Genomic DNA, 25,282 nt, shown 5'->3' with positions numbered 1-25,282 from the left:
CACGCCCGGGAAAAACTTAGCCTCCACTATTTAAAATGAGTGGGAAAAATTCAGTTAGTCAGCGACGCAACTAAAACTGTTTATAATTACCGCCATGACCCAGATCACACACAAAACCGTTCGCCCTGCACTGCTGTCCGTCCTCACTGCCTCCGCACTGACGCTGAGCGGCTGCTCCATGATGGAGCTTCCGTTCGGCCCATCGGGCAACGAGGAGTCCACCGAAGGTGAAGACAACACCACCGACGAAGGTGCCGAAGAAGGCCCCGCCTCCGCTGAGAGCGAAGAGCCCAGCACGGAGGGGACCTCCGGATCCTCCAACTCCGAATACCCCGGCGCACCCGCCGGCTTCAGCCCCGCCAACGACGGCGACAAGGCCAAGCTGGGCGAGCCCGTCGACATCGTCCTGCCCGGCTACGAGTCCGAGACCCCGCTGTTCTTCGAGGTCACCGTCGACCCCGCTAAGGAGATGACCGTCGACGAGGTCCAGACCAACGCCGGCGGCGGCCTGACCGGCCAGGACTACACCGGCTTCAAGTGCTTCATCGCCACCATCAAGTACCTCGGCGCCGGCGAGAGCGACGCCGCCAAGGACTCCGAGATCTTCACCCCGCCGAGATTCAGCCCGACCGGCCCGCAGGGCCGCCAAGCCAACTACATCTCCGGCGACAACGAGACCCTCTGCGGTATTCACGAGTCCGACCGCATGCCCTCCAGTACCAAGGACATGCAGGAAGGCAAGGAGTACAAGCGTGCCACCATCACCTTCACCGAGTCCAGCGGCGCCGGTCTCGAAGCCACCGGCGTTGAGATGAACTTCGGCAAGTCCGACTCCACCTTCCCCAACGGCAAGGTCTACTTCGAGTAAATCCCGCCGGTGCTGCGCCGACGCAGCACCGGTCATTGCAGCACCCGCAGCTGCTACAGAATGTCCCCCGGGGCGTAACCCGCCGCCTCGGGGTATTTCTGTGCCCAGACCTGGATGCGGTCGAGCACGTTGTCCACTTGCGACTCGGCTGCGCCGATGAAGGCGTGGCGGTCAGCCAGGGCTGCTTCGAGGTCGTGGTGGGTCAGGGGGAGACGGTCGTCGCTAGCAAGCCTCTCAATGAGGTTCTGCTCCGCACCATTTTCACGCATGTCCAGCGCCATCGCGACAGCGTGCTCCTTGATCACTTCGTGCGCTGTTTCGCGGCCGATGCCAGCGCGTACTGACGCCATGAGAATCCTCGTCGTGGCCAAGAACGGCAAGTAGCGGTCAAGCTCGCGAGTGATCATCGCCGGGAAAGCGCCGAACTCCGCGAGGACGGTCAGGAAAGTCTCCATCATGCCGTCGATGGCGAAGAAAGCGTCCGGAAGCGCAACGCGGCGCACGACCGAGCAGAACACATCGCCCTCGTTCCACTGCTGACCCGCCAAATCACCGACCATGGTGAGGTAGCCACGCAGAATTACCTGGAACCCTCCGACGCGCTCGCAGGAACGGGCGTTCATCTTGTGCGGCATGGCCGACGAACCGACCTGCCCCTCTTTGAACCCCTCAGTGACCGTCTCGTTGCCGGCCATGAGACGGATCGTCGTGGCCAGGCTGGACGGGCCGGCGCCGAGCTGCACCAGCGCAGATACCGCGTCGAAATCCAGCGAACGCGGATAGATCTGGCCCACAGAATCAAAGACGCGCTCAAAACCGAGATGCTCAGCGACGGCGCCCTCGAGCTGGTTGAGCTTCGCTTCATCCCCGCCGACGAGATCGAGCATGTCCTGCGCCGTGCCCATCGGCCCCTTGATGCCGCGCAACGGGTAGCGGCCCAACAGGTCCTCGATGCGGTCTAGGGCGACGAGGATCTCGTCGGCAGCTGAGGCGAAACGCTTGCCCAACGTCGTTGCCTGCGCCGCGACGTTGTGAGACCGGCCCGCCATGACAAGCGAGCGGTACTCCGCCGCCCGGTTGCCGATCGCGTTGAGCACCGCGATCGCACGGCCGCGCACCAGCTCCAACGAGCGGTAGATCTGCAGCTGCTCAACGTTTTCCGTCAAGTCACGGCTGGTCATGCCCTTGTGGATGTGCTCGTGGCCAGCGAGAGCGTTGAACTCCTCGATGCGTGCCTTGACGTCATGGCGCGTCACGCGCTCCCGCTCCGCAATGGAGTCCAGATCGACACGGTCCACCACAGCCTCGTACGCCGCGATGGCATCCTCCGGCACATCGATGCCCAGGTCGCGCTGGGCACGCATGACTGCGATCCACAGCTGACGCTCGAGGACGATCTTGTGCTCGGCGCTCCACAGCTGCGCCATCTCCGGCGAAGCGTATCGGTTGGACAGGACGTTGGCGTTCTTTGGCTTGCTATTCGGGGTAGTCACGCCTGCCAGTTTAGACCCGGTCCGCCGCCCCACCGGCCAAAAGCAGGCGAAGCGGAGAGCTAGACCGAGATCTCGCCGTCGACTGCCTTGCAGGCAATGTCCTTCCGGTAGAAGGAGCCGGGCAGCTCGATCTGCTCGATGGTGCGGTAGGCGTCTGCGGTAGCGTCGGCAAGAGTGGCGCCGGTGCCGACGACGTTGAGCACGCGACCGCCCGCAGAGACGTATCGCGCCGCAGCATCGTCGGTAGAGGTAGCGGGTGCGGCGACGCCGGCGTGGAGGACGCGGGAAGGATCGTCGAGAAGCGTGGGGTCGGATGTGGTGATCGGGTCGCCCTTGCGCGGCGACTCCGGGTAGCCCTCCGCGGCCAGCACGACGGTCGCGGCGTAGCCGTCCTTCCACTTCAGCGGCGGAAGGTCGGCGAGGGCGCCGGTGGCGGTGGCGTACAGGACATCCGCGAGCGGGGTGTCCAGCAGGGCGAGCACGGCCTGGGTCTCCGGGTCACCGAAGCGCGCGTTGAACTCCACCACCGACGGGCCATCGGCACCCCACGCCAACCCGGCGTACAGCAGTCCCGAGTACGGGGTGCCGCGGCGCACCATCTCGCGCGCGACCGGCTCGACGACCTCAGTGACGATGCGCTGCACACCGTCCTCCGGTAGCCACGGCAGCGGAGCGTACGCGCCCATGCCGCCAGTGTTGGGGCCTTCGTCGTTGTCGTAGGCACGCTTGTTGTCCTGAGCGGGCAGCAAGGGGACGACAGTCTCGCCGTCGACAAGGCAAAACAGCGACACCTCCGGCCCAGACAGGAACGTCTCCAGCAGCACTGGGTTACCGTCGGCGATAACGGCCTTAGCGTGCGCGACAGCCTCGCGGACATCATCAGTGACCACGACGCCCTTGCCGCCGGCGAGCCCGTCATCCTTCACCACGAAGTTGGGGCCGAAGTTCTTCAGCTCGACCTTCACCTGGTCCGGATCGGTCACGCGCTTCGACCGCGCCGTACGCACGCCCGCAGTCGCCATGACCTCCTTGGCGAAGACCTTCGACCCCTCCAGCCGCGCTGCCTCCTGCGACGGTCCGAACACAGGAATGCCAGCCTCCCGCAGCGCGTCCGCGACACCGGCAACGAGCGGTTGCTCAGGGCCAATGACCACCAGGTCAGCATCGATATCGCGGGCAAGCGTGACGACGGCAGCGCGATCGTCGACAAGCACCTCATGCCTCTCCGCCTGCATGCCGGGGTTGCCGGGCGCCACATGAACCTCGTGGCCGGACAGGGCATGTACAAGGGCGTGTTCGCGGCCGCCCGAGCCGATAACAAGGATGCGCATGCGCCCAATTCTATCGCTACCCTGGGCGGGTATGAGCACAGTATTTACCAAGATCATCGACGGAGAACTGCCCGGCCGCTTTGTCTACCGCGACGACCACGTCGCCGCCTTCCTCACCATCGAGCCGGTCGCGTACGGCCACACGCTGATCGTCCCGGTGAAAGAAGTGGACAAGTGGACCGACCTCGACCGCGATACGTGGGCGCACGCCAACGATATCGCCCAGGAAGTCGGCCAAGCCGTGATCAACGCGTTCGGGTCCGAACGCGCCGGCTACCTCATCGCCGGTTTCGAGGTCCCGCACGCCCACATTCACGTCTTCCCCGCCAACGACATGTCCGGCTACAGCCTGCAGAACATCATGCGCGCCGACGAGACCGACGACGCGAAGATGGACGACGCCGCTGCGAAACTCCGCGAGCACCTGGGCACAGGCGAGGACGGCCGCCGCGTCTAAACCCGTCTAGGCGTCGGTGTGCGCGCCCGCCTTTGGCAGGCTGATCGTGAACTTCGTGCCCACGCCCTGCTCCGAAGCCACACTGATCGCGCCGCCGTGCTGCTCAACGATCGATTTGGTGATCGCCAGCCCCAGCCCTGACCCGCCGCCGCTCTTGGAGCGGTTGCGGGAAGTGTCGGCGCGGTAGAAGCGCTCGAAGATGTGCGCGGCGTCCTCTTTGCTCATGCCGATGCCATCGTCAGCGACGTCGACGTACACACGGTCGAGGTAGTCGCGCACCGTCACGGTGACGTTGGCATCGTCGCCCGCGTGCTTGAACGCGTTGCTGATCAAGTTGAGCACCACTTGGTGCAAGCGGTCTGGGTCGCCTGAGACGAGCGGAATGTCGCTGGATTCGTGCGTCACGGCCAGGTTGCGGCCGCTGAACGCCGCGCGCGCAGAGTCCGCGACGGAGCAGACGAGTTCGAGCATGTCCACGTCGCGCATGTTCAGCCGCGCCCCCTCCGCGCGTGTGAGCGCGAGCAAATCCTCGACGAGCAGCTTCATGCGGCCGGACTCTTCGTCGATCTTGGACAGGACCATGTCGGCGTCATCGGTCGCCCCGGCGCGGTACAGCTCGGTGTAACCGCGCACGCTGGTCAGTGGGGTGCGCAGCTCGTGGGAGGCGTCGCCAACGAAGCGGCGCATCTGTTCCTCTTTCTGCCGCGACTCGTCGAGGGTCTCCTGCAGTTGGCTGACCATGGTGTTCATTGCGAAGCTCAGCCGGCCGTATTCAGTGTCGCGCGGCCAGGCGGGTGCGCGGCGGTTGATGTCGCCGTCGCCAATCGCGATCGCGGTATTCTCCAGCTCTTTGAGCGGCAGCAGCGCGCGGCGCACGTAAATCGTTCCTGCGGCACCCATCATCGCCAGCACAATGACGCTTATCGACGCCAAAATCACCGCCAACCCCTCCAACATCCTCCTCTCCCCATCAAGGCGTTTGGCTACCGCGGTGATCGTCCCGTCAGGCGCCTCGATCGCGATGATGCGGAACATGGGCGGGTTGGGTTCCTGCGGGCCCGACGGGTCGACAGGAAGAGCGCGCACGGTGTGCGGCATCCGGTCGCGCTCGACATTGGGCAGGTCAGGGATGCGGTCGGAAGTGTTCATCATCCTGTACCCTCCGGCGGGGCTGAAATAGATCAGCATGAACTCCGTCGGCAGATTGGATGCGGTGGTCACATCCGGGCCCATTCCGCGGCTTAGGCCCCAGCTGTCGAGGCCGCGGTACAGGTCAGTGTCGACACGCTCGTAGATCTGGTTGCGGGTCAACCCCCACACTGCGACTGACATGCCAGCGAGACCCAGACCCGAGATCACCATGAGAATGATCAGCAGGCGGGTACGCAGGCGCAGGTGAGAGACCCGGCCCGTCGCGATCCGGGTGAAAGTGGTGCTTCGCTCCAACGACTAACCCTGTGAGACCTTCCGCTAACCCCGGCCGGCTAGCTCTGCTGGCGCGGCGTGCGAAGCACGTAACCCACACCACGGACCGTGTTGATCAGCTGCGGCTCGCCCTGATCAACCTTGCGGCGCAGGTAGGAAATGTAGGACTCCACCACGTTGCCGTCGCCGCCGAAGTCGTAGTGCCACACGTTGTCCAGGATCTTCGCCTTCGACAGCACCACTTCCGCGTTGAGCATGAGGTAGCGCAGCAGGTTGAACTCCGTGGGGGACAGCTCGACGATCTCGCCGGCCTTGGTGACTTCGTGGGTGTCGTCGTTCAGCGTCAAGTCGGCGTAACGGATCGTGGAGTCCCCGGTCTCGGTCTCGGTCACGTTGCCGCGGCGCAGAATCACGCGCAGGCGAGTGATGACTTCTTCCAGCGAGAACGGCTTGGTCACATAGTCATCCGCACCGATGGTCAGGCCGTGGATGCGGTCCTCGACAGCGTCCTTCGCCGTGAGGAACAGCACGGGCGCGTCGAGGCCCTCCGCACGCAGCTTGCCCAACAGCTCGAAACCATCCATGCCCGGCATCATCACGTCGAGGATGTAAGCGTCCGGCTTGAGCTCCCGCGCCATCTCGAGAGCCTGCTGGCCAGACTCGGCCGACTCGACCTCAAAACCCTGGAACTTCAGGGAAACGGTGAGCAACTCGACGATGTTCGGCTCGTCGTCGACAACGAGCACCTTGACGTTCTGCGGGGTAGGCGTATCAGCCATGGGTGGTTCCTCTCTTTCCGTTCGCGCGACAAGCACGCGCGTTTCCAGAGCAAGTAAACAACGTCTTGCTGAACGTTTGCTGTACGTCCACTGTACGCCTAATCCGCATTCAGTCCGTGTTCAATCCGGGGCATGTCACCAGCGAAACCGGTTCCCTCGCGGCCAAAAGTGACCCTGGGGCCTGTGGATAGAACAAAGTTATCCACAATTTTGTTTTCGCAGCTCTGCCCCCGCCCGTCCCCTTTCGCTCTTAGTGCCCGCGTCACGCACGCTCGCCGAGCAGCGCATTGTCGCTTCAACAGCGCCCGTGGAAGTGCCGGTTCCCTCGGAGGTGAAGATTTTTCGCGCTTTTTTAGCCCCTTTACCTGGAGTTTTGAGGGGTCTAGCGTGTGCTCCATGGGACTCGACAACCTCATCTCAGCACTAACCACCAACGCTCTTGACCACTTGAAAGACTTCGACCGCCAGAAGCTTCTCAGCGCAGGATTCTCCGAAGCAACCATCCGCAACTGGAAACGCGTCCACGAGGCGTACTACGGTCCCACCACCTCCCCCGCTAAGCAGAGAACGGCGGGGGAAGTGGCGAGGAGGCGGGGGTTGAGCGTCGATAAGCTTGCGCTCATTGAGCGCCAGATCGCGAAGATCAAATGCCCCAAAGCACGCAACAAGCTGCGCGTGCGGCTGCTCGAATCCGCGGGCGACTACCGGGCACTCAACGCGCTGGTAAAGAAGCTCCTCCCCGGGGCCGACACGCCGCCGCAGAAGCGGATCACCATCTCCGGCTCGCGCCACGGGCGGCGCACCATGATCATCACCGCAGACGAGCACGACATCGCCGACCTCGAAGCAGCGTTGATGAACAAGGCCCTCGACGCCACACGGCCCGTCGCCGGGCAACTGCTCGAACGCTTCCTCGACCTGATACGCAACGGCGGCGGAGTCCCGTACGCCGTGCCCAGACCACTGTTGCTCATCCCGCTGCCCGAATGGACGAAGATCCTCAGCGGCCACGGCGACGACGTCACCCTCGGACTGACCAACGGCACCACCATCACCGGCGCCGAGTACCTTGCCCGCTACCACGCGAAACCTGAGTGCGGTCTCGAGGCCGCCCTATTTCACCCCACGGAAGGCGCAGTGAACCTCTACCGCGACGAGCGCTTCGCCAACCAGAAACAGCGCGACCTCGCCGCCGCGACGCAGCCCGTCTGCACCAGCCCCGACTGCCGGCACGCCGCCGACCACTGCGAAATCCACCACATCACGCCGTGGAAAGACGGCGGGGAAACCAACATCGGCAACCTCGCACCGTTGTGCCGCTACCACAACCGCGTCAACGACGATGACCCGCAGCGCGCCACCCGCGGCCGCATCGAAATGCGCGGCGGCACCCCAGTATGGGTCTCCCCCAGGGGTTACGAACGCCCCAATAACCGACACCCGTACGGCGCGATGCGTTCACTGTTCGGCCCGCCCCGCGCTGGCGCGGAGACGGTGGGGGCGACGGCGGCGTAGGCGTCGATAAGCAAGAAGCGAGCTGGAGACGAGACTTGAACTCGCAACCTACGGTTTACAAGACCGTTGCGCTACCGATTGCGCCACTCCAGCAACCGCACCCGCACAAAAACGGCAGGCGCTGACCCGAAATCATACAAGGGGCTGACCCCGGGGGACAAAAGACGGGTTCTTTCACACGGAAACCTGCCGCGGCAGTTAGTGTGTCGGTGTGACATCGGTGTTGAAGAACTTGCGGGAGGCGTTGCGCTCTTCCGGCCCTGTGGCGACCATTGACCAAGCCCGCACGTCGCCCCCGCCGTCGGTGCTCGCGCCCGTCGACCTGACCGACCCGGCACAGGTCGCCGCGGTGATGACCATCGGCGCGCGCGTCGGCGAGATTCTCATCGCCAACGGCACAACCAGTTCGGACGCGAAAGCGCAGATCCACGCCGTCACATCGTCGTACGGCCTGCACTACTGCCACGTGGACATCACGCTGAACACCATTACCGTCAACTCGCTGATCGGCACCGCCCGCAAGCAGCCGGTGGGCGTGTTCCGCGTCGTGTCCGACATGTCGGAGAACTACTCCAAACTCCAGGAAGTCGACCGTCTGATCCGCTCGATCCGCGCCGGTGCGACGCCGCCGGAGATGGCGGAGAAGATTCTCGACGACCTGTACAACGCCAAACCGCCCTACCCGCTGTGGGTCTCCATCGCCGGATGGTCGATTATGGGCGCGGCCATCTCGATCTTGCTCGGCGGCGACTGGTTCATGTCGGTGCTGGGTGCGTTCACCGCCGCCCTGATCACCTCGATCAACGCGTGGCTGGGGAAGAAAGAGCTGCCGTACTTCTATCATTGCGTCCTCGGCGGTTTCGTAGCCACGGTGCCCGCCGCCTTGTTCTACACCCTGGCCGCCCGGGCTGGCACAACCATTGTGCCCAGCCAGGTCATCGCAACAGGCATCGTGGTCTTGCTCGCCGGTTTGACACTGGTGCAATCACTTCAAGACGGTGTCACGGGATCACCAGTGACAGCGTCGGGGCGTTTCTTCGCAGCGCTTCTCAACACCGGCGCGATCGTCGCGGGCGTAGCCATAGGCATTCAAGTCGCGGACCTATTCGGTGCCGGTTTGCCGCCGATCGAGACGCAACCGCCAACTCCGACGTACAGTTCCGCCGCCGTGCGCATCTTCGGTGGCACAGCCGCCGCCGCCGGTTTCGCGCTTGCTGTTTACGCCGAACGACGCGCCATCGTGGTCACCGCTGTGACCGCTTTCATCGGTGGCTTCGCGTACTACGCCGTGCTCATTCCCTTCGGCTCCGGCCGGTTGTTCGCCACCGCGATTTGTGCGGTCATGGTCGGCTTAGCCGGTGGTTTGCTCGCCCGCCGCTTCCTGATCGCCCCCCTGATCACCGCAGTCGCCGGCGTGACCCCGTTCCTGCCGGGTTCAGGTGTCTACCGCAGCATGTACGCACTGCTCAACGAACAAACCGTTCTTGGTTTGAATAACCTCTTCTTGGCCATCGGCACGTGTCTGGCGCTGGCCGGTGGCGTGGTCCTCGGCGAGTGGTTCGCCCGCCGCCTCCGCCGCCCGCAGCTGTTCAACCCGTACCGCGCCTTCCGCGCCGCTGGGCGCGTGACGTTCCAGCAGATTCGTCGCGCCGAGCAAGCCGCTTCTCGACGACTCAGCGAGCAGGCCGCCCGCAACCTGGCCAAGAACCAAGCCAAGAACCAAGCCAAGAACCAAGCCAAGATTCAGGCCAAGACCCAATCAAAGAATCAGTCGAAGTGAAGTGCCTGGGTTTAGTTCCGATCGTTTCTAGAGGAGGATTGGATCATGCCTAGGAAGTTCAGTGACGAGTTCAAGGACAAGGCGGTGCGGTTAGCCGAGGAGCTCGTTGAGCTTGAGGGGTGTTCGAAGTGGGCGGCGGCGGAGGAGATCGGCGAGAAGCTCGGCGTCTCGGCGCACACGCTCAACAACTGGTTGAAACCTGTCAAAGCGTCCCCCGACGTTCAGCGGAGCACTGGCGAGTCGGTCGACGACGAACTGAAGCGTCTGCGGCAAGAGAACAAAGAGCTGCGCAGGGCAAACGAGATCTTAAAGACCGCGTCAGCTTTTTTCGCAGCGGAACTCGACCGTCCCACCAGAAGATGATCGAATACATCGACACGTATCGCGATCGCTTCGGGGTCGAGGCCATCTGTCGCACGTTAAGGCAGACAGAGTGTGGGTTTATCACCTCTCGCGGCTACCGAGCAGCGAAAACACGAGCCCCGTCAGCCAGGAGCTTGTCAGACGCGCTGCTTATCCCCGAATTGGTGAAAGTCTTCGAGGACAACTTCAGCGTCTACGGGGTACGCAAGATGTGGAAGGCCATGCAGCGCGCCGGCTGGGACATCGGTCGTGATCAGACCGCCCGGTTGATGAAACTCGCCGGCATCCAAGGCCGCAGAAGGGGCCGCACTCCGATCACAACGCTTCGGACTGATGTCCCGGATTGTCGTCCTGATCTGGTCAATCGTGACTTCACCGCGTCAGCGCCGCACCGGCTGTGGGTCGCTGACATCACCTACGTGCGTACCCTGTCCGGGTTTGCGTACACCGCGTTCATCACCGATGCGTACTCCCGCAAGATTGTCGGGGTTGCCACCAGGGCGAGCATGCGCACCGATGAGCTGCCTTTGGAGGCTTTTGAGCATGCTCTTTATCACGCAGGTGATCTTCGTGCTGAAGGACTTGTCCACCACAGCGATCGCGGCTCGCAGTACGTGTCGATCCGTTACGGTGAAGCGCTCGCCCAGGCGGGTATCGATCCGTCTGTCGGCACCGTTGGCGATTCCTACGACAACGCGTTGGCGGAAACGGTCAACGGTCTCTACAAGACCGAGCTGATCTATCCCCACCGGCCGTGGGCGTCGGTTGGGGAAGTCGAGATCGCGACCCTTCGCTGGGTGTACTGGTGGAACAACCACCGCCTGCACGAGTCATTGGGATACATCACCCCACAAGAGATGGAAGACGCCTACTATCAACAATCACACGCCCACCCGTTGGGCGTTCAATAAGCGGAACGAAAACCAGGACGCTTCAAAGGGGCAAACCAAGACGCATACCGGAGTTCAGTTCAAATCTAAGTCTGAACCCAAGACGGCGCCCAAGACGGAGCCCAAAGCGCAGCCTGACGTCCGGCCGACTGATTAGACACTAACCACCTTGGATCCAACGCCCCGGCGCAGGTCCCAGCGCCTAACGGGATAGCGTAGAATAGACAGGTCTCTACCCGCCGCAGTTGCCCGGCCAGAAACCAGGAGGTTTTCACGTGCCACCCAAGATCACCGATAGCCGCCCGAACCCGGACGCCGTCCACACGGTTGAGGAGCAAACTGCTTCTGGGGCTCGCAAGGTTGTGGCCACCTACTCGGAGAATCTTGTTGACGGCGTGACCCTGATGTGCATGCTCGGCATCGAACCCGAGGGCTTGGTGTACAAGCAGTTCGCTGAGGATTACGAGGCAGAACTGGAGCAGTCCGGTTCTGCATCCGCGGACGACAGTGACGACGGTGACGGCACCGCAGCCAAGAAGGCGACGAAGAAGTCTGCGAAGAAAACCGCCAAGAAGGCGGCAAAGAAGTCCACCAAGAAGGCCTCGAAGAAGTCCACCAAGAAGGCGACGAAGACGGCCAAGAAGGCCACCAAGACTGCCAAGAAGACGACAAAGAAGGCCGCGAAAAAGTCTGCGAAGAAGACCACTAAGAAGGCGGCGAAGAAAACCGCAAACTCTTCCGGCAGCGACAGTTAAGGGACTGGCAGTCTCATGAGCGGCGACAACCAGTTTGTGGTGGTGGCAAACCGCCTCCCGGTCGACCGGGTGGACGGCCAGTGGGTGGCGTCGCCAGGCGGGCTCGTTGCGGCGCTCGCCCCGGTGCTCAAGCGCAACAGCGGCTGCTGGGTCGGATGGCCGGGCGAACCTGACGCCAGCTTCGAGCCGTTTGAAAATGACGGCATCACCCTCCACCCGGTCGAGTTGGACCAGGATGATTTCGAGGAGTTCTACGAGGGCTTTTCCAACTCGACGTTGTGGCCGCTGTACCACGACCTCATCGTGAAGCCGACCTACGACCGTTCGTGGTGGCAGCGCTACAAAGCTGTGAACGAGAAGTTCGCGCAAGCAGCAGCAAGCACTGCCGGCAAAGGCGCGACGGTGTGGGTGCAGGACTACCAGCTGCAGCTGGTTCCCGGCATGCTTAAAGAGCTGCGCCCAGACCTGACAATCGGATTCTTTCTGCACATCCCCTTCCCCAACCCAGACTTGTTCCGCCAGCTGCCGTGGCGCCGCGACGTGCTCCGCGGCCTGGAGGGTGCAGACCTCATCGGGTTCCAACGCAAGCGCGACGAGATGAACTTCACGGACCTCGCTGCCCAGGACCCGCACGCCACAACGCCGCGCACCGGCACGTTTCCCATCTCGATCGAGACCGGTGACGGTGGTTTCAGCCCGGCGGATGAGAAGGATATCTCGCAGGTCCGCGGCTCCCTGGCGAACCCGCGCACGCTCATGCTCGGCGTCGACCGGCTCGATTACACCAAAGGCATCCTCCAGCGTCTCACCGCGATCGAAGAGTTGTTGCAGGAGGGCCGGCTCGATTCCGTCGCGATGATTCAGGTGGCTACCCCCTCGCGCGAGCGCATCGCCAGCTACAAGACCACCCGCGCAGGTGTTGAGGAAGCAGTCGGCCGCATTAACGGCCGCTACGGCAAGCTCGGCCGCCCGGTCGTCCACTACGAGCACCACTCGGTTCCGAAGTCTCAGCTGCGCAGCTACTACTCCGCCGCCGACATCATGCTGGTGACACCGTTCAAGGACGGGATGAACCTCGTCGCGAAAGAGTACGTCGCCTGCCACCCGGACGGTTCCGGGGCGCTCGTGCTCTCGGAGTTCGCCGGAGCGGCCGTCGAGCTGGACCAGGCTCACCTGTGCAATCCGTTCGATATTGAGTCGGTGAAGGGGGCGATTGTGGAGGCCGTCGATAAGCAAGGTTCGACCGAAGCGCGCGACGCGATGCGTGCGATGAATGAGCACGTGACTACTCACGATGTCGCTGCATGGGCGGAGTCTTTCCTCGACGAGTTGGCCCGCGCATGAAGCGCGGAGCTGCTGCCATCGCCGTCGCTGCCGCCGCCGCGCTCGCCGGCTGTTCCGCACCGACCCACCCGCTGGCGGGCACGACCTGGGAGATCGTCGCCGTCTACACCGACCCCGACTTCCCGGGCGACGTGCCGCTCGACGCCGCCGGCCGCGCGGTCATCGTGTTCGGCCGCGAGTCGCTCACGGCTCGGACGGGGTGCGCGCCGCTGCAGGCGGGGGCGTCGATAAGCGATAGCGACGTGCAGCTGCGCGGCGTCACCACCGGCAAGCTCGACAGCGACTGCGCCGGCGGATCCCGCCGCCTGCACACCCAGCTTTCTGAGATCCTCGTCCCCGACGCGGAGTTCGACCTGCGGCGGTACGGTGAGGATGAAATCACCCTGACCGCCCGCCGCGGTGACGGGATCGACCTCAATCCCCCGACGATAAGGCTGGTCGCACAATGACGGACGCGTTCGACCCACGCCCCGCACTCGACTCTCTTGCGCGCACCAAGAAGCTGCTGGTCTGCGTTGATTTCGACGGCACGATCTGCGAGCTGCACACCGATGCCTACGCCGTCACGCCCAACCCGGACGCGATCGCCGCGCTGGAGGATTTGTCGCTCATGCGCGATACGACGGTCGCAGTGCTATCCGGGCGCCACCTCGATGGGCTGCGGATCGTGTGTCCGCTTGACGCGCCGGTGATTCTCGTCGGCTCACACGGTGCGGAGCCGACGGAGGGTGGGCCGCAGCTCGATGGGGCGCAACGCGCGTACCTTGACCGCGTCAGTGCACAGCTGAGCGAGATCGTCGCCGGCAGCGCCCCAGCGTTCGTGGAAAATAAGCCGTACCAGCGCGTTCTACACGTCGCGAAGCTCGCGGAATCCGATCCCGCGCGCGCCCAATCGCTTATCGACGCAGCCCTCGCCCTCTCCCCCGACACCCTCCACGGCAACGCCGGCTCGCCCGGGCACAATGTCGTCGAGTTCTCCGTCGTCGACACGACAAAGGGCACCTGGCTCGGCGCCGAGAAACAAAAACACACCGCGACCCTGTTCGCCGGTGACGACGTGACTGACGAAACCGCCCTGACCGTTCTCGACCCCGCGGCCGGCGATGTGGGGATCAAGATCGTCCGCAGTGCAGCCAGAGGTACCGCTGCCGATGCTGCAACTGTCGATAGCGCCACAGTAGATACCGCGGCGCAGTTCCGGCTCGGCGGTGTCGCCGAGATGGCCGACTACCTGGTCACTCTCGCGGCGGCGCGACGGTCCGCCCTGGGCTGAACCGGGTCGGCAGGATGACGCGCGGGATGTCCGCGTCCGGGCTCGCACTGAGCGCCCCGGATGGAGTGGCGGTGTCGTCGAGGTGGGCGTCGATAAGCTTGGCCAGCACTTTGCCCACCGTCGCCCCTTTGCGCTTGTTCGGCTGAATGACGGTGGTGAGGCCGCGCGTGAGCGCCGGCGCGACTCCGTCAAACCCCGTGACAGAGACATCCCCGGGCACGTCCCATCCTTGGGTAGCGCAATAATCCAGCACGCCCAGCGCCATGGAGTCGGTGGTGCAGAGGATCGCGGTGAGGTCGGGGGATGCGTCGAAAAGCTCGCGAGCGGCATCGACTGTAGTCGCATGGTCATTGAAATGCCTGGTCACGATCGGCGCCCCGGAAATCTCTGCGCCTGCGAACACATCGAGCGCACCGAGGATGCGCTCACGCTGCACGTGCATGTCCGCCTCCGCGACGTCCGCCGCGGTGACGGCGCCTTCGCGTGACTCGTCCGAGAACAGGCGTTTCGCGGCAATGCCGATCCGCTGGTGCCCGGCCCCCACAAGCGCTTCGGCGGTCGCACGGATCGCGGCCCGGTCGTCGATGCCGACGAACGCGTCGCTAGTGTCGTACGGCTGGTCACACACCACCACCGGCACGCCGCGTGCACGCACGGCATCCAGGTGGGGTTCGGCAGACGGAACGGAGTAGACGACGAAGCCGTCGACAAGCGCACTGGCGACCAGCGGTGACTCGCCTCCATCCGGACCAAGCGGGATGAGCGTGAGCGCGTTGTGCGTGCCCATCGAACTCTCACCGAGCCCCGCGAGAAAGTCGATCGACGCCAGATCCTCGAACGCGAACGACATGTGCTCGGTGAGAATCACCCCGATCGCCCCGACGCGGCGCGTGCGCAACGACCGCGCCATCGGGTCCGGACCGGTGTACCCGCGCGCAGCCGCCGCAGCGAAAATGCGCTCCCGCAGCACATCTGACAACTGGTCGGGCCGGTTGTACGCGTTCGACACCGTCGTCCGCGAGACCCCCAACTCAGCAGCGATGGATGCGAGCGTGCCCTTCTTCTGCATCATGCGACTACCGTACTGTCTATGGTGAACAGGGTGATTGTGAACCGCCGTACCCTTACCAGCAACGGAACCGAGCGCCGCTACACGGAGGTGCTGCCGGACTCGCCGCGCCCCGGCGCGCCCGTGGTTTTGTTTCTGCACGGTTCGCTGCAGTCGGGCAGCGTCGCGCGCAACTTCACGGGCAACACGTTCGACGAGTTCGCCGGCCGCGGCTGCGTGGTGCTGTACCCCGACGGCGTGGGGCGGCACTTCAACGACCATCGCGTCGGCTTCCATGAGCAGGCGCGCCGCGAGCTTGTCGACGACACCACCTTCCTCACCACCCTGATCTCCCACTACGAAACCGACCGGGTGATTGGCTGCGGCTTTTCCAACGGCGGCCAGATGGTGCAGCGTTTCGCGCTCGAGCGCCCAGGAGTGCTCAGCGGCATCGCGTGCTTCGGCTCGCCGTGGCCGACCGCGGACAACGTTCTGCCCGAGCTGCGCCCGTTTTACGACGCCTGGTCCCCCACCCCCGTCCTGTCCCTCCAAGGCACCGCCGACCCGCTCGTCCCCTACGACGGCGGCATGTCCGGGATCGGTGACGCGAACCGCGGTCAGGCTCGTGCGGCGCTCGATTCGGCGCGTTTCTTCGCCGCTCTCAACGGGCTGGGCGAAGACATCGAGCCGGTTTCCGCGCAGCCCGTCAGCGGCGTGCGCGTGGACCGTTTCGGCCCCGGCTCCCCCGCAGTCGATGCTGCCAGCGGTGCGGCACCCGTCGAGCTGTGGACCATCGAAGGCATGGGCCACCTCGTCCCCAACCCGAAGCAGATGAGCGACAAGCTCGGCCCCGGCACTGACAAGGTGGTCGGCGCGGAGATCGTTGCGAACTTCTTCGGGCTGTAGCGCCAGCCCGAACTACTGCATGCGGCGCTGGCGGGCGAACTCGCTGAGCACCACGCCCGCGGCAACGGATGCGTTCAGAGACTCGACCCAGTCGGCGGTGGGGATCGACATGATGACGTCGCAGTTCTCGCGAACCAGCCGCGAGATTCCCTTGCCTTCAGAACCAACGACGATGACCACCGGGTCGGTGGCGCCGTCGAACGTGTCCAGGGTGTGCTCGCCGCCGGCATCGAGCCCGACGACCATGTAGCCGTTGTCCTTGAACTCCTTGATGGTGCGGGTGAGGTTGGTGGCGCGGGCGACGGGGAGGCGGGCCGCGGTGCCGGCGGAGGTTCGCCACGCAACGCCCGTTACCTGGGCAGAACGACGCTCCGGAATGATGACGCCGTGACCACCGAACGCGGCCGCCGAACGAATGACGGCGCCCAGGTTGCGGGGGTCGGTGATGTTGTCCAGGACGACGAACATGCCGGTCTCGCCACGGTCGCGCACGCCCCCGATCAGATCGAAAACGTCAGCGTACTTGTACGGCTGGATCTTCAGACCGATTCCCTGGTGCAGGGTGTTGCCGGTCATGTTGTCCAGGTCGCGGCGGGGTACCTCGTGGACAGGGATGCCGCGGGTGTTGGCCATCTGGACGGCCTCGCTCAGCCGGTCGTCGTGGCCGGTGCCCTGCGCGATGAGCAAAGCTTCCGACGGCACCTTCGCATGCAGGCACTCCACCACGGGGTTGCGGCCGACGACCAAGTCGGCCTCCTCGCGCTCGTGTCGTCCGGAGTCGCGGCGCTGCCGCTCCAGCTTGCGCTTGTGCGCAGCGTGATAGACGCGGTCCTCCGCTTTCGGGGTCGGGCCCTTGCCGGCCAGCCCGCGGCGGCGCTGACCACCGGACCCCTTGGTCGCGCCCTTCTTGTTCTTCTTCTGCTTGTCGGGCCGGTCGTACGGTTTAGCCATTGTTGTTCTCCTTCAGGGACCATTGTGCGCCGTCGGCGGTGTCCGTGACCTCAATGCCGGCTTCGGTGAGGCGGTCGCGCACAGCGTCGGCAGTTGCCCAGTCCTTGGCGGTGCGCGCCTCAGCGCGGCGGTCCAGCTCGGCGCGCACAAGCACGTCCAGCGCCTCAGTCACTCGGGCGGTGTCGGCGGAATCAGAGCCGGCGCCGGCACGGTCAGCCCACTCAACCGGATCAACACCCAGCACGCCTGCCATAGCGCGGACTGCTCCGGCGAGACGCGTCGCTTCGTCGGTGTCGCCGGCGGCGAGCGCCTTGTTCGCGGCGCGGACCGTGTTGTGAATCTCGGCCAAGGCGCGCGGGACGCTGAAGTCCTCGTTCATCGCGTCTGCAAAAGCGTCAGTCCACTGGCCCGGTTCAACGGGGGCGAGGGCGCTGGCCCGGGTGATGAGGTCCTCGATGCGTCGATAAGCAACTGCCGCTTCTTGCAGCGCTTCCGGCGAATATTCGAGCACGCTGCGGTAATGCGCGGAACCCAGGTAGTAGCGCAGCTCGACAGGGCGCACCGCCTCAAGCATGCGGTCAATGGACAGCACGTTGCCGAGCGACTTCGACATTTTCTCGCCGGCCATGGTGACCCAGTGGTTATGCATCCAGTAGCGGGCGAAGCCGTCGCCGGCGGCGTGCGACTGAGCCTGCTCATTCTCGTGGTGCGGGAACTGCAGGTCGAGGCCGCCGCCGTGAATGTCGAAGGACTCGCCCAGGTACCACGTCGACATCGCGGAGCACTCCAGGTGCCAGCCCGGGCGGCCGTCACCCCACGGGGTAGGCCAGCTCGGCTCACCAGGCTTCGCCGCCTTCCACAGCGCGAAGTCGTGCGCGCCTCGCTTGCCGCGGTTGTCTGTCTCGCCCTGCTCCATGTCCTCGACGCGGTTGCCGGACAGCGACCCGTAGTCGCCGCCGGCTGCGACCCACGCCGCAACGTCGAAGTAGACGGAACCGTCCGCCGCGTACGCGTAGCCGTTGTCCATCAACCGCTGCATGTAGTCGACCATCTGCGTGACATGCCCCGTTGCGCGCGGCTCAACACTCGGCGGGAGCACGCCCAACGTCTCATAGGCGCGGCTGAATTCGCGCTCATACGTGGACACCCACTCCCACCAGGGGCGGTCGTGTTCCGCTGCCTTGGTGAGGATCTTGTCGTCGATGTCAGTGACGTTGCGCACGAATGCCACATCGTTGCCGTTCGCAGCGAACCAGCGGCGCACGATGTCGAACGCGACGCCGGAGCGCAGGTGCCCGATGTGCGGCGACGACTGAGGGGTTGCGCCGCACAGGTAGATGGACACGTGTCCCTCTCGGAGCGGATCGAAGTCGCGGAGCGTGCGGGTGGCGGTGTCGAAAATCTGCTGAGTCACGTACCTAGTCTGCCAGATGCGCGCTCTCAGGCCCGCTTATCGACGCCGTCGCCCCCTCAAGGCTGCTCCACCAACGCCGTCGCAATAGCCGCCCGGCCTTCGCCCGAGCCGGTGAACCCCATGTGGTCGGTCGTGGTCGCACTGACGGAGACGGGCGCACCGAGCGCCTCGGACAGGGTACGCTCCGCCTCTTCGCGCATCGGCCCCATCTTCGGGGTCTGCGCGATCAGCTGGGCGGACACGTTGACTACGGTGTAACCGGTCGACTCCACAAGCTCACGCAGATCGGTGAGCAGCTGCACCCCCGTCACGCCCGCGTACTCGGGGCGTCCGACGCCGACGAAGCTGCCCAAGTCCCCAAGCCCCGTCGCCGACAGCACCGCGTCCACGATCGCGTGCGAGACGACGTCACCGTCGGAATGCCCTTCGCACCCGTCCACCCCCTCGAAGTTCAGTCCGGCGATCCAGCAGGGTTTACCGGACTGGATCTGGTGGGCGTCGAAAGCTGTGCCGACACGCAGGCGCGAAGTACTCATGCGCTCCGATCCTAGCCACAGCTGGCGGTTAGCTGCCGGGGACGGTGAAGACGGTTGGTTCTGCCTCGTCCGTGATGCGCTTGGCTAGGACCAGGTCGATCGGCGTGGTGATCTTGAACGCCATCGGGTCGCCCTGCACGGTGGTCACGGGGACGCCGAACCACTCCATGAGGCTCGCGTCGTCCGTCGGCACAAAAGCAGCAGAGCCCTTACCGAAGTAAGCCTCGTTCGCGGCGCGTAGCGTCTCCAGGTCGAACCCTTGCGGCGTCTGCACGGCGCGCAGGCTAGAGCGGTCGGGGGTGTCCACGACGGTGCCAGCGGCGTCGACACGTTTGATGGTGTCAGCGACGGGGAGGACGGGAATCACTGCGGGCGCGCCAGCGAGGACCTCCATGGCCACGCGGGCGATCATGCCCGGCGGTGTCAGGGCGCGAGCGGCGTCGTGGATGAGGACGGCGGAGGTGGCAAGCTCGTCGATAAGCGAAACTGCTTTGATGCCCTCCCACACGGAGTCTGCGCGCTCGCCGGCGCCGTGGATGAACTGGACGTCGTGCCCGTGCAGCAAACGGCGCGCCAGCGGTTCCATGTCGGGGCTGACGATGACGCCAATGTGGTCGACGATTTCGGACGTCTCCATCGCTGCGACGGAGCGTTCCAGCAGCGTGCGCCCCCGCAGTGGAACGTACGCTTTCGGGATGTCGGCGCCGAGGCGCGTGCCGCGGCCGGCTGCGGCGACAAGGGCGACGACGCGGCGTTTAGTCGTCCTCATCCGGGTCGTCAAAGCTCAGGTCGTCGAGGTCGACATCATCGTCCGGGTCGATGTCGTCGCTCGGCTTAGCCACAAGCCCCTGCTCGACGTGGCGGGCGATGATCGACTGGATTTCCTTTTCCATGTCGTCGGCCTTCGCCTCATCGATCGGCTCCGCAAGCGCGAGCTCGCCGACGAGGATCTGGCGGGCCTTGCCCAGCATGCGCTTCTCACCAGCGGACAGGCCACGGCCCTGGTCGCGGCGCCACAGGTCGCGCACAACCTCGGCGACCTTGTTGATGTCGCCCGATGCCAGACGCTCCTGGTTCGCCTTGTAGCGGCGGGACCAGTTGCCCGCTTCCTCAACGTCGGTCTCGCGCAGCACGGAGAAGACTTTGCGCAGGCCATCCTCGTTGACCACCTCGCGCACACCGACCAGCTCCGCGTTCTTCACCGGGACACGCACGGACAAGTCGGACTGCAGGATGTTCAGCACGAGGAAGTCGAGGGTCTCCCCGCCCATCTCCCGCTGCTCGATGTCCGCGATCCGCGCAGCACCGTGGTGTGGGTAGACCACCACTTCTCCGACCTTGAAATCCACTGGCATCTCCTTGCAGACAGCTCGGGCACACTGACCAATAACTCCACGATTCTAACATCGCTACCCGGTCCGCGATTGCGCAGTGTGCTTGACGACGGCGCGCTGCCACCCCGGAAACCCGGCCTGCACCGCGGGTACACCACACCCGGTTACCCCCGGTTGACCCCTGTTCTGGCGTGGGGAAGATCGCCGGGGCAGCACAAAACTGTGAATTAGGGGCCAGGAAAGACTAAGGTAAACCGGTGATACGCCCAGAATTCCCCGTAATTCGTGATTGTTCGTAATGGAGGACATCGACGTGAAGTCCCTGAAGTCTGTCGCCCGCCGCGGCGGCGCAGTTTCTGTTGCAGCTGTTTCCGCGCTGCTGCTCGCAGCGTGCTCGGCAGGCCAGATCACCCAGACCTCTTCTCAGGTTGCGGCCGTCAACGGTGCCAGCGCCCAGACTGAGGACGGCTCCGTCACCGTCCAGGACGTCACGGTCCTCCTCGACGAGAACGGCGAAGCGGCCCTGAAGTTCACGGCATCGAACCAGGACTACCAGATGCACGAGCACAAGCTGCAGTCCATCGAGGTCGACGGACAGTCTGTGCAGATGGATTCGACGGAGCCGATGGGCTACAACTGCAACATCGTCGGTGATTCCGCCGACGGCCTGGAGCAGATGCCGCAGTCCACCGACACCACGGCCTGCGTCGAGTACGTCGAGACCGCCCTGGACAACAAGGACTTCGCCTACGGCGGCAACATCCCGGTGACGTTCACGTTCGACTCCGGCACCATCGATATCACCGCTACCGTGGCTGCGCCGACACTCGAGTCCGGCGACTCCGTCCGCCAGCCGGAGCTGGAGGAGTCCGGCCACGGTAGTGCCAAAGAAGCACAGTAACTAGCCTTTGGCCAAGAAGCGCACCGTCTACACCTGCTCTGAGTGCGGCTATTCCTCCCCGAAGTGGCTCGGCCGCTGCCCGGAATGCGGCGCGTGGGGCACCCTCGCCGAATCAGCCGCCCCTGTTTCCGCGGCCTCCGGCGCAGGTTCGGCGCGCCCGCGAGTGTTGACGCCGTCGTCAGCGGCGCAACCCATCACCAAAGTCAACGCCACTGCGGCGCATCGCTTATCGACGGGCATCGGCGAGCTCGACCGCGTCCTCGGCCGCGGCATCGTCCCCGGATCGGTGGTCCTGCTCTCCGGCGAGCCGGGCGTGGGAAAGTCGACGCTGTTGCTGGAGGTGGCGTCGAAATGGGCTTCCGCCGGTGCCGACGGTGCCGACGGTGAACCGCGCACCGCGCTGTACGTGACCGCCGAGGAGTCCGCTTCCCAGGTCCGCGGCCGCGCTGAACGCACCGGAGCCTTGCAAGACCGGTTGTTCCTGGCGGCGGAATCGAATCTGGATGTCCTGTTCGGCCATGTCGACCAGGTCAAACCCGATCTGCTCATCGTGGACTCGGTGCAGACGATGCAGGCGCCGGGTGTGGAAGGCGTCGCTGGCGGTGTGGCTCAGTCCCGCGCGGTCACAGCCGCGCTGACAAGCCTGGCGAAGTCGACGAATCTGCCGATCCTGCTGGTCGGCCACGTCACCAAGGACGGCAACGTCGCCGGCCCGCGTGTGCTGGAGCACCTGGTCGACGTGGTCCTCAACTTCGAGGGTGACCGCCAGACGAGCCTGCGCATGCTGCGTGGGCTGAAGAACCGCTTCGGCGCGACCGATGAGGTTGGCTGCTTCGAGCAGACCGCCGACGGCATCCGCGAGGTCCCCGACCCGTCGGGGCTGTTCCTTTCCCACCGCGGCCAGACCCCCGACGGTTCTGCGGTCACGGTGGCGATCGACGGCGTGCGCCCCATCCTCGCCGAGGTGCAGGCACTGACCGTAGACCCGGTGAATAAGTCGCCGCGCCGCGTGGTCACCGGCCTGGACTACAACCGCGTCCCCATGGTGCTCGCGGTCCTGCAGGCCCGCTGCGGGGAGCGCACCAATGACAAGGACGCCTACGTCGCTACGGTCGGCGGCGTGCGCATCACGGAGACGGCCACTGACCTCGCTGTCGCGCTGGCCACCTGGTCGAGTTTGCACAACACGCCTCTGCCGCCGCGCACCGTCGTCATCGGTGAGGTCGGTCTGGCGGGCGAACTGCGCCGCGTGCCTTCCCTGGACCGCCGCCTGGCAGAGGCGTCTCGTCTCGGTTACGAGAACGCGATCGTCCCCGGCGGCTCCAAGAGCGCGGAGAACCAGCACGGGATGCGTGTGGCGGAGGTGGGGTCGCTGAAGGAGGCGATTGGTGTCGTCGGTAAGCGTATGCTCGAGTGATTATGACCAGCATGCGCGAAACTCTCCTGCGTCTCGCCCCGGGCACTGAGCTACGCGACGGGCTTGAGCGCATTAAGCGCGGCCACACGGGCGCGCTCATCGTGCTTGGCGACGGCCCCAACGTCACCCCCATCTGCGACGGCGGGATCGAATTCAACGTGCCATTCTCTCCGACGCTGCTGCGGGAATTGTCCAAGATGGACGGCGCGGTCCTCCTGTCCGAGGACGGCACCCGCATCACGCGCGCGAACGTGCAGCTTGTGCCGTCGCCGACGTTCCCGACATCCGAGACCGGCACGCGCCACCGCGCGGCTGAACGCACTGCGCTGCACACGGGCACGCCGGTGGTGTCCGTGTCGGCGTCGATGAATATTGTCACCGTCTACGCCGCCGGGAAACGCCACGTCATCGAGGAGCCCGGTGTGATGATGACGCGTGCGCGGCAGGCGATTGCGACAGTGGAGCAGTACCGTTCGCGCGTGGATAAGGCGAACCAGCGCCTCGCGGTGGCCGAGATGAACCGCTACGCCGCTGTCGAGGACGTCCTGCACCTGCTGCAACGCCAGCTGCTGCTGCAGCGCGCCGCCCGCGACATCGACGACCAGATCATTGAGCTGGGCACCGACGCCCGCCAGCTGCGCCTCCAGCTCAGCGAACTGCGCGGCACGATCGACGATGACATTGAGATGCTCGTGTGCGACTACATCGTCACCGACGGCGTTCCGCACGCCGAGCTTATCGACGGCGCCTTGCGCGACCTCGAGAACCTCCCCGACTCCGACCTCCTCACCTCGGCGGCACTGGCGCGCCTGCTCGGCTTGCCCGCAACGGAAGAGAATTTGGTCGAATCGGTCACCCCGCGCGGCTACCGCGTGCTGTCGCGTATCCCGCGGGTGCAGAAGCTCCTCATTGACCACATCGTGGAAGAGTTCGGCGACCTGGACGCCATCCGCGCAGCCGAACCGGAGCAGCTCGCGGTGGCGGAGCATGTCTCGCCGCTGTGGGCGCGCCACATTGCGGAGGGTCTGCGCCGACTTAGCTAGTTGATGTTGAAGGTGACGCCCTCGGAAGCGTGGTCTCCGAGCGAGACCGAAGCGACGTAGGCGCCCGGCGCGACCGGCTCACGTGCCGAGCACTGGCCCGGCGAGGACCCCAGGCGCGACCAGGTTGCGCTGAAGTGGCGGGACTCGCCGGCGGGGAAGGTCTGCTCACCGTTGATCACCGGGTCGTAGCAGTCGGTGTCGCCCCAGACGGGCTGGAAGCCTTCGCGGCCGATGGCGTAGACCTCGAAGCGCAGCTTGTCCTCGGTGGCGTCGATATCGCAGTCGGCGCCGGTGGGGTTTTTCACCTCGACGGTGATGTCCGGCTGGTCCTCCGGGTCCGAGCTGTCGAAGGCGGTCTTGTTCACATTCACGGTCAGCTGCAGGTCCTCGAGCTCGCAGGTCTTCTTGGAAGCCAGTGCAGCCTCGTCGGGCTTGTCGGATTCGCTTTCGGACGGCTCCGTAGAGTCTTCGTCCTTGGACTTGGTCTCTGCCTCCGTCTCCGTGGCGGATGCGCCCGGGTCCGGTTCGGTCGGGGTGGTCACCATTGTCTCCGGCGCGGTTGTGGTGGGCTGTTCCGGCTCGTCGGAACCGGAGCGTGCGAACGCCGTTAAACCCCACACCACCAGGGCAGCCACAGCGAGGAGGATGACCAGCGCAGCGACCCTGCGGCGGACGTAGACCTCCTGCGGGAGGCGCTGCGGGGACCGCACGGGGCGAGTGTCCGTGCCTCGTGCAGAGTCACGCGCGTCACCGCGCTCCGGGCGCCGCGGCTGGCGCGGGGTGTAACTGTCTCGTCGGGGCGGTTGGTGGCTCACGCCTGTAGATCTTATCGGCCGAAGTGCTCTCCGACGGGTGTGACGCGGCCATCCTCAAGCCGGTATCGCGCGGCGACAATGCCCAACGAGCCGTCAGCAATGCGATCCTCCACGTCCGGGATGCGGTGCCGCAAGTGCTCGGCGGTGACCGTCGCATGGGTCTCTTCGATGACAGCGCGGTCGGCGTGCTCAAGCTTCTTGGCTTCGATGACACTCGGCGCGATCTTTTCCACGAACACGCGGGTGAGGTCGGTGGGCATCTCCCCTTCCTCGAAGGAGGTGGCGGCAGCACCGATCGCTCCGCAGCTTTCGTGGCTGAGCACGACGATCAGGGACACCCCGAGATTCTTCACCGCGAATTCCAGGGATCCGGTCACGGCGGCATCCACGCACCCTCCGGCGGTGCGGACGACGAAGAGTTCGCCGAGGCCGGCGTCGAAAAGCATCTCGACAGGCACCCGCGAATCGGAACACGCCAGCACTGCCGCGTACGGTTCTTGGCCGGCGCGCAGTTCTTGGAGGCGGGCGCTGTTGTTGTTTGGACGCTCAGAAGTTTCAGTGGCGAAACGTTCATTTCCTTCGAGTAGGTGCTGCCAGGTCTCTCGCGGTATTTTTCGGAATGCCATGGCCACTATTATGGCACT

Annotated in this window: 25 protein-coding genes, 1 tRNA gene and 1 pseudogene; 14 read left to right on the top strand and 13 right to left on the bottom strand. The window is 65.0% G+C overall.

Annotated elements, in window-relative coordinates; all coding sequences use genetic code 11:
* Positions 1-94: 94 nt before the first annotated feature.
* Positions 95-868 (top strand): hypothetical protein, encoded by a 774-nt coding sequence (locus KBX18_RS07520; RefSeq protein WP_005288632.1) that lies wholly within the window; start codon positions 95-97, stop codon positions 866-868.
* Positions 869-921: 53 nt separating this feature from the next.
* On the opposite strand, the gene purB is transcribed toward KBX18_RS07520, so the two are convergent.
* Together purB and purD are read right to left on the bottom strand one after the other, a co-directional pair.
* The gene (gene purB / locus KBX18_RS07515; protein ID WP_005288628.1) at positions 922-2,361 is read right to left on the bottom strand and encodes an adenylosuccinate lyase; all 1,440 of its coding nucleotides are present in this window, start codon (positions 2,359-2,361) and stop codon (positions 922-924) included.
* 59 nt (positions 2,362-2,420) lie between these two features.
* Positions 2,421-3,692 (bottom strand): phosphoribosylamine--glycine ligase, encoded by a 1,272-nt coding sequence (gene purD, locus KBX18_RS07510; protein ID WP_255995488.1) that lies wholly within the window; start codon positions 3,690-3,692, stop codon positions 2,421-2,423.
* Positions 3,693-3,723: 31 nt separating this feature from the next.
* On the opposite strand from purD, the gene KBX18_RS07505 reads away from it, so the two are divergent.
* A complete protein-coding gene (locus KBX18_RS07505; protein WP_255995487.1) occupies positions 3,724-4,149 on the top strand; it encodes an HIT family protein in 426 nt (141 codons plus the stop codon).
* Between the two features lie 6 nt (positions 4,150-4,155).
* Here the strand turns inward: KBX18_RS07505 and KBX18_RS07500 are convergent, their stop codons facing one another.
* Together KBX18_RS07500 and KBX18_RS07495 are read right to left on the bottom strand one after the other, a co-directional pair.
* The gene (locus tag KBX18_RS07500) at positions 4,156-5,595 is read right to left on the bottom strand and encodes a cell wall metabolism sensor histidine kinase WalK (protein WP_005288620.1); all 1,440 of its coding nucleotides are present in this window, start codon (positions 5,593-5,595) and stop codon (positions 4,156-4,158) included.
* 38 nt (positions 5,596-5,633) lie between these two features.
* Positions 5,634-6,353, bottom strand: coding sequence for a response regulator transcription factor (locus KBX18_RS07495; RefSeq protein WP_255995486.1), 720 nt, complete (start codon positions 6,351-6,353; stop codon positions 5,634-5,636).
* A gap of 396 nt (positions 6,354-6,749) precedes the next feature.
* Between KBX18_RS07495 and KBX18_RS07490 the strand changes: the two genes are divergently transcribed.
* Positions 6,750-7,868, top strand: coding sequence for an HNH endonuclease signature motif containing protein (locus KBX18_RS07490; RefSeq protein WP_255995485.1), 1,119 nt, complete (start codon positions 6,750-6,752; stop codon positions 7,866-7,868).
* A gap of 20 nt (positions 7,869-7,888) precedes the next feature.
* Here KBX18_RS07490 and KBX18_RS07485 read toward each other — a convergent pair.
* A tRNA-Thr gene (locus KBX18_RS07485) sits at positions 7,889-7,961 on the bottom strand.
* Between the two features lie 127 nt (positions 7,962-8,088).
* Between KBX18_RS07485 and KBX18_RS07480 the strand changes: the two genes are divergently transcribed.
* From KBX18_RS07480 to otsB, 7 genes and pseudogenes are all read left to right on the top strand, one after another.
* On the top strand, positions 8,089-9,648 hold the full coding sequence (locus tag KBX18_RS07480; RefSeq protein ID WP_256004592.1) for a threonine/serine exporter family protein: 1,560 nt from the start codon (positions 8,089-8,091) through the stop codon (positions 9,646-9,648).
* Between the two features lie 45 nt (positions 9,649-9,693).
* Positions 9,694-9,888 (top strand): annotated as a pseudogene (locus KBX18_RS07475) (IS3 family transposase); the annotation flags it as partial.
* Positions 9,837-10,922, top strand: coding sequence for an IS3 family transposase (locus tag KBX18_RS07470; RefSeq protein ID WP_255995522.1), 1,086 nt, complete (start codon positions 9,837-9,839; stop codon positions 10,920-10,922). The pseudogene KBX18_RS07475 and the gene KBX18_RS07470, both read left to right, overlap by 52 nt.
* A gap of 254 nt (positions 10,923-11,176) precedes the next feature.
* A complete protein-coding gene (locus KBX18_RS07465) occupies positions 11,177-11,656 on the top strand; it encodes a histone (RefSeq protein WP_255995483.1) in 480 nt (159 codons plus the stop codon).
* A 15-nt stretch (positions 11,657-11,671) separates the two neighbouring features.
* Entirely contained in the window at positions 11,672-13,000 is a 1,329-nt protein-coding gene (locus tag KBX18_RS07460) for a trehalose-6-phosphate synthase (RefSeq protein WP_255995482.1), read from the top strand.
* Complete coding sequence (locus tag KBX18_RS07455; RefSeq protein WP_255995481.1) at positions 12,997-13,449, top strand: hypothetical protein; 453 nt, start codon at positions 12,997-12,999, stop codon at positions 13,447-13,449. Before KBX18_RS07460 ends, KBX18_RS07455 begins: the two co-directional genes overlap by 4 nt.
* Complete coding sequence (gene otsB, locus KBX18_RS07450) at positions 13,446-14,273, top strand: trehalose-phosphatase (protein ID WP_255995480.1); 828 nt, start codon at positions 13,446-13,448, stop codon at positions 14,271-14,273. Before KBX18_RS07455 ends, otsB begins: the two co-directional genes overlap by 4 nt.
* Here otsB and KBX18_RS07445 read toward each other — a convergent pair.
* Positions 14,236-15,345: a LacI family DNA-binding transcriptional regulator gene (locus KBX18_RS07445; protein ID WP_255995479.1), complete on the bottom strand. Its 1,110-nt coding sequence runs from the start codon at positions 15,343-15,345 to the stop codon at positions 14,236-14,238. The genes otsB and KBX18_RS07445 overlap by 38 nt on opposite strands.
* 18 nt (positions 15,346-15,363) lie before the next feature.
* Here KBX18_RS07445 and KBX18_RS07440 point away from each other — a divergent pair, with 18 nt between their 5' ends.
* Positions 15,364-16,227 carry a PHB depolymerase family esterase gene (locus KBX18_RS07440; RefSeq protein ID WP_255995478.1) on the top strand — a complete coding sequence of 288 codons (864 nt, stop codon included), beginning with the start codon at positions 15,364-15,366 and terminating at the stop codon, positions 16,225-16,227.
* A gap of 12 nt (positions 16,228-16,239) precedes the next feature.
* Here the strand turns inward: KBX18_RS07440 and rlmB are convergent, their stop codons facing one another.
* From rlmB to KBX18_RS07415, 5 genes are read right to left on the bottom strand one after another with little or no spacing between them, the layout of a single operon-like run.
* Positions 16,240-17,178, bottom strand: coding sequence for a 23S rRNA (guanosine(2251)-2'-O)-methyltransferase RlmB (gene rlmB, locus KBX18_RS07435; RefSeq protein WP_255995477.1), 939 nt, complete (start codon positions 17,176-17,178; stop codon positions 16,240-16,242).
* Positions 17,171-18,592, bottom strand: a complete 1,422-nt coding sequence (gene cysS, locus KBX18_RS07430; RefSeq protein WP_255995476.1) for a cysteine--tRNA ligase — start codon at positions 18,590-18,592, stop codon at positions 17,171-17,173. Before cysS ends, rlmB begins: the two co-directional genes overlap by 8 nt.
* A gap of 56 nt (positions 18,593-18,648) precedes the next feature.
* On the bottom strand, positions 18,649-19,128 hold the full coding sequence (ispF, locus tag KBX18_RS07425) for a 2-C-methyl-D-erythritol 2,4-cyclodiphosphate synthase (protein WP_255995474.1): 480 nt from the start codon (positions 19,126-19,128) through the stop codon (positions 18,649-18,651).
* Between the two features lie 28 nt (positions 19,129-19,156).
* Positions 19,157-19,897, bottom strand: a complete 741-nt coding sequence (gene ispD, locus KBX18_RS07420) for a 2-C-methyl-D-erythritol 4-phosphate cytidylyltransferase (protein ID WP_255995473.1) — start codon at positions 19,895-19,897, stop codon at positions 19,157-19,159.
* Positions 19,884-20,477 carry a CarD family transcriptional regulator gene (locus KBX18_RS07415; protein WP_255995472.1) on the bottom strand — a complete coding sequence of 198 codons (594 nt, stop codon included), beginning with the start codon at positions 20,475-20,477 and terminating at the stop codon, positions 19,884-19,886. The genes ispD and KBX18_RS07415 overlap by 14 nt, the downstream gene beginning before the upstream one ends.
* Before the next feature lie 283 nt (positions 20,478-20,760).
* Here KBX18_RS07415 and KBX18_RS07410 point away from each other — a divergent pair, with 283 nt between their 5' ends.
* The 3 genes from KBX18_RS07410 to disA are packed head-to-tail and all read left to right on the top strand — an operon-like array spanning position 20,761 to position 23,823.
* A complete protein-coding gene (locus KBX18_RS07410) occupies positions 20,761-21,363 on the top strand; it encodes a hypothetical protein (protein ID WP_005288571.1) in 603 nt (200 codons plus the stop codon).
* A gap of 7 nt (positions 21,364-21,370) precedes the next feature.
* Entirely contained in the window at positions 21,371-22,780 is a 1,410-nt protein-coding gene (gene radA, locus KBX18_RS07405; protein WP_255995471.1) for a DNA repair protein RadA, read from the top strand.
* Positions 22,781-22,782: 2 nt separating this feature from the next.
* Positions 22,783-23,823, top strand: a complete 1,041-nt coding sequence (gene disA, locus KBX18_RS07400) for a DNA integrity scanning diadenylate cyclase DisA (protein ID WP_255995469.1) — start codon at positions 22,783-22,785, stop codon at positions 23,821-23,823.
* Here the strand turns inward: disA and KBX18_RS07395 are convergent.
* Together KBX18_RS07395 and KBX18_RS07390 are read right to left on the bottom strand one after the other, a co-directional pair.
* A complete protein-coding gene (locus KBX18_RS07395; RefSeq protein ID WP_255995468.1) occupies positions 23,820-24,638 on the bottom strand; it encodes a DNA-directed RNA polymerase I subunit RPA34 in 819 nt (272 codons plus the stop codon). The genes disA and KBX18_RS07395 overlap by 4 nt on opposite strands.
* A gap of 11 nt (positions 24,639-24,649) precedes the next feature.
* Positions 24,650-25,264: a carbonic anhydrase gene (locus KBX18_RS07390; RefSeq protein ID WP_040423496.1), complete on the bottom strand. Its 615-nt coding sequence runs from the start codon at positions 25,262-25,264 to the stop codon at positions 24,650-24,652.
* Positions 25,265-25,282: the final 18 nt, after the last annotated feature.

The organism is Corynebacterium sp. CCUG 69979, from assembly GCF_024454095.1.
Taxonomy (GTDB): Bacteria; Actinomycetota; Actinomycetes; order Mycobacteriales; family Mycobacteriaceae; genus Corynebacterium; species Corynebacterium genitalium.
Note: the sequence above shows the minus strand (reverse complement) of the source record. Positions and strands in the feature narration are given on the sequence as shown.

Bases quoted from the DNA above. Each gene is read 5' to 3' on its own strand.
- KBX18_RS07410 (WP_005288571.1), top strand. From the start codon at position 20,761: ATGGAGGACATCGACGTGAAGTCCCTGAAGTCTGTCGCCCGCCGCGGC.
- KBX18_RS07460 (WP_255995482.1), top strand. From the start codon at position 11,672: ATGAGCGGCGACAACCAGTTTGTGGTGGTGGCAAACCGCCTCCCGGTC.
- KBX18_RS07445 (WP_255995479.1), bottom strand. From the start codon at position 15,345: ATGATGCAGAAGAAGGGCACGCTCGCATCCATCGCTGCTGAGTTGGGG.
- KBX18_RS07505 (WP_255995487.1), top strand. From the start codon at position 3,724: ATGAGCACAGTATTTACCAAGATCATCGACGGAGAACTGCCCGGCCGC.
- otsB (WP_255995480.1), top strand. From the start codon at position 13,446: ATGACGGACGCGTTCGACCCACGCCCCGCACTCGACTCTCTTGCGCGC.
- KBX18_RS07520 (WP_005288632.1), top strand. From the start codon at position 95: ATGACCCAGATCACACACAAAACCGTTCGCCCTGCACTGCTGTCCGTC.
- ispD (WP_255995473.1), bottom strand. From the start codon at position 19,897: ATGAGGACGACTAAACGCCGCGTCGTCGCCCTTGTCGCCGCAGCCGGC.
- rlmB (WP_255995477.1), bottom strand. From the start codon at position 17,178: ATGGCTAAACCGTACGACCGGCCCGACAAGCAGAAGAAGAACAAGAAG.
- purD (WP_255995488.1), bottom strand. From the start codon at position 3,692: ATGCGCATCCTTGTTATCGGCTCGGGCGGCCGCGAACACGCCCTTGTA.
- KBX18_RS07455 (WP_255995481.1), top strand. From the start codon at position 12,997: ATGAAGCGCGGAGCTGCTGCCATCGCCGTCGCTGCCGCCGCCGCGCTC.
- KBX18_RS07440 (WP_255995478.1), top strand. From the start codon at position 15,364: ATGGTGAACAGGGTGATTGTGAACCGCCGTACCCTTACCAGCAACGGA.
- KBX18_RS07390 (WP_040423496.1), bottom strand. From the start codon at position 25,264: ATGGCATTCCGAAAAATACCGCGAGAGACCTGGCAGCACCTACTCGAA.
- KBX18_RS07490 (WP_255995485.1), top strand. From the start codon at position 6,750: ATGGGACTCGACAACCTCATCTCAGCACTAACCACCAACGCTCTTGAC.
- disA (WP_255995469.1), top strand. From the start codon at position 22,783: ATGACCAGCATGCGCGAAACTCTCCTGCGTCTCGCCCCGGGCACTGAG.
- ispF (WP_255995474.1), bottom strand. From the start codon at position 19,128: ATGAGTACTTCGCGCCTGCGTGTCGGCACAGCTTTCGACGCCCACCAG.
- KBX18_RS07495 (WP_255995486.1), bottom strand. From the start codon at position 6,353: ATGGCTGATACGCCTACCCCGCAGAACGTCAAGGTGCTCGTTGTCGAC.